Annotated in this window: 3 protein-coding genes; all 3 read right to left on the bottom strand. The window is 47.8% G+C overall.

Features of this window, described 5'->3' with window-relative positions:
* Positions 1 to 74: 74 nt before the first annotated feature.
* The 3 genes from tnpC to tnpA all read right to left on the bottom strand — a co-directional run bounded on the left by tnpC (position 75) and on the right by tnpA (position 2,727).
* Positions 75 to 1,724, bottom strand: a complete 1,650-nt coding sequence (gene tnpC / locus DWZ56_RS22500) for an IS66 family transposase (protein ID WP_118558856.1) — start codon at positions 1,722 to 1,724, stop codon at positions 75 to 77.
* 293 nt (positions 1,725 to 2,017) lie between these two features.
* Positions 2,018 to 2,344, bottom strand: coding sequence for an IS66 family insertion sequence element accessory protein TnpB (tnpB, locus tag DWZ56_RS22495; protein ID WP_118558855.1), 327 nt, complete (start codon positions 2,342 to 2,344; stop codon positions 2,018 to 2,020).
* Positions 2,345 to 2,355: 11 nt separating this feature from the next.
* A complete protein-coding gene (gene tnpA, locus DWZ56_RS23890) occupies positions 2,356 to 2,727 on the bottom strand; it encodes an IS66 family insertion sequence element accessory protein TnpA (protein ID WP_442911458.1) in 372 nt (123 codons plus the stop codon).
* Between the last annotated feature and the right edge of the window lie 200 nt (positions 2,728 to 2,927).

The following is a 2,927-nucleotide window of genomic DNA, read 5'->3' as shown; positions in this document are numbered from 1 at the left end:
GTAAGCGCCAAATGTTAGGGTACCCCAACACATCTACCCTGACACCAACATGTGATGTCAGGGTTGCGAGCGTTTTACTCTGATTTTTTGTTACATTCTATCCAGGCTTTTTCACTCCACGGTGCGAGATCTTGAAATTCTGCATCGGTAGTATCTTTGCCTGGGCGGCTGTCGAGCAGGTATTGCAGATAGTTGTATGGATGCAGCCCATACGCTTTCGCCATCTCTACCATGGTATATACTACCATACTCGCATTCGCACCATCCTGGCTGTCGCTGAAAAGCCAGTTTTTGCGGCCTAAAGTTAGCGGTCTGATTGAATTCTCCGATGGATTATTGCTCAGACTGCAGCGTCCGTCTTCGAGATACGTCATCAACGTGTCTTTTCGATTTCGGATATAAGTCACTGCCCGATCCATGCGGCTTCCTTTTTCTGGGTGCTGTACATCCAGCCAGCGTATGAAACCTTCCACGATCGGCTTCTGATCCTTCTGGCGGCGTTTGTAAACCTGCATATAAGATAGTTCCTTTTCCTTATAGCTGCGTTCATACTCAAACAGCTTGTTACAATACAGAACGCCTTGAACCGCCGGATGGCTGTAGTCCTTATCATGGCCGGTTGGAATGGCTTCGATCAGATATCTCCGGATATGGGCGTAACAACAGCATCTTCGGATCTTTTTTAGCTTATTATAACCACTGTAACCATCAACCATGACATAAGTACCATCCGCGATTCCTTTCAGGAAGTCCGCGGCATGTTCCCCGGCGCGCGTCTCTGAATAATGGTACAGGACGATTGGCGGCAGCCTGTCTTCTCCGGAACGCATCAGCCAGACATAGGACTTACTCTGCGGTCTCCGGTCAGGTTCTTTTAAGACCTGGATGGGCGTTTCATCTGCCATCAGGAAATGCCGTTTCAGTAGTTCACGGTGAAAGTAGTCATACACGGGTTTCAGATAATTCTGGGAACAGGTGATGATCCAGCTTGCCATGGTTGTTCTGCTGATGCTGACCCCAAGGAGTTCAAATCCTTTTTCCTGTCGATACAGCGGAAGCGCATCTGCGTACTTTTCATATATGATGTGCGACACAAGGGATGATGAGGCGTAACCACCGGGTATCAGGGCCGGGATTCCTTCATCCTTGATAAACTGGGGATCTTCCGTATCCTTGCAGACAGAGCAGCCATAAGTGGTTGCAACGTATACAATACGTTCCAGCTTTGCTTTGGTGTAGCGGAGTTCTGTCCTGATTTCTTCATGACCGATCGGAACCATCATGGTTCCACAGGCAGGACACTGTTTTTCTTCATCTGTCAGTGTGTCCACCTCTTCATAGTGGATGGGCAGATTTGCGAACATCTCGTCATAGTTCGCTTTGGGCTTACGTCCTCGTTTGCCGGCTTTCACTTCAATAAACTCCGGTTCAATGAGTTCCGGGATTGGTTCTTCCTCAGGATCAGGGACGGAGAAAAGATTCAGCTGACCGGGCATGTCACTGCGTCGTTCACTGGAACTGCCAAAAAGCTTTTGCTTGAAGTATTCAAGCTGTGCCTGTAGATTTGAAATGATCCGGTCTTTTTCATCGTCCTTTGCATTGCGTTCTTCCAGCATCTTCTGCAGGGATAGGATCAGATCATTCTGGGTACGGATAGTTGTATTCAGTTGTGAGATCGTATCCTTCAGTTCCTTGAACTGGATGTCCCTTGCACTGGATGCCATGGTCCTTCGCTCCTTTGTCTTGTTACTGGTATTTTACCAGAAATCGAAGAAAAAAGCGAATCCGTCACGGCCGGGAGTTCGTCATAATGACGGTGGATAACCGACGCGGACAGCAGCCTTAAGATGGATAAACTGAGACGTTTTCTGTTATGGCGGTCTGAAGATACAATGAAAAACCAATGAAATAGAAATCATGCATGGGTTATCCCGTCCTAGATGCAAAGAGAAAGAGTTATCCACGTTTTCGTCAGAAATGTCCCTGGAAAATTTCGTCGATTTTCACGATGGATGTTTCAGCTGGTCTGGATCGCCTTTGGCTGTTCAATATCCAGTCCGTTTAGCAGCCAGTCCAGCTGCCGCCAGGTAATTGCCTGAGCTTCTGAACTTTTCCGTGGCCAACGATATCGTCCCTGTGCGACACTCTGCCTCTTGTAAAGGAGCACATATCCATCTGGTTCATGGAGCAGGACCTTGATCCGGTCACACCGTTTACCACAGAAAAGGAACAGTGATGACTGATCCGGATTCATGGAAAGTTTGTCCCGGACAATGCTGCAGAGACCATCAATCGATTTGCGCATGTCTGTTGTGCCACATACGATATAGATATTGTCCGCCACGGAGATATCGCCTAACACACGGAGCCTTTCACAAGGCTTAAAACCCGATCCAGTAGTGCAGGGTCGGTTCCATTGGCAATGCGGATTGTCGCATTGCCCAGAGATATTTCTATCCTGGCAGTAATATCTGCAATTCTGGTTGGACCCGTCAATGCTGGTTGGCATAGAAGCATTGACTCAGGATTCCCTGCTTTTGAATTAAAATTTAAGCGGACCACTTCCTGAACTGGAGCTGGTAAAGGCTCCGCTTTGGAAATTGACTCAGGGATTTCACAGCAGGCCTTCTTCCTGAGTCTGCTGACCCAGTTGTAAAAGGTCCCTGGATGGATCCCATGCTTCTTGCACCACTGATAATCGGAGAGGCCACTGTTCCTGCATTCCATAATCAGTTGGAACTGCTGATCAGCCGGGACTCTGGCAGTGTAACTGGACATTTTCGATACCTCCATAAATATACAGTGAAATGCTCGCACCTATCAATGAAATTTATCGTATTCCAGAGTGGAGTGCTTGCATCTAGCTATCTACCATTATGAGGTATTTGGTGGCGAAACGCCAGCCACCCTAACATTTGGCGCTTACC

Origin of the sequence: Lachnotalea sp. AF33-28, from assembly GCF_003477885.1 — a bacterium.
Lineage (GTDB): Bacteria > Bacillota > Clostridia > Lachnospirales > Lachnospiraceae > AF33-28.
The sequence above is the reverse complement of the archived record's forward strand: the minus strand, read 5'-3'. Positions and strand labels throughout refer to the sequence as shown.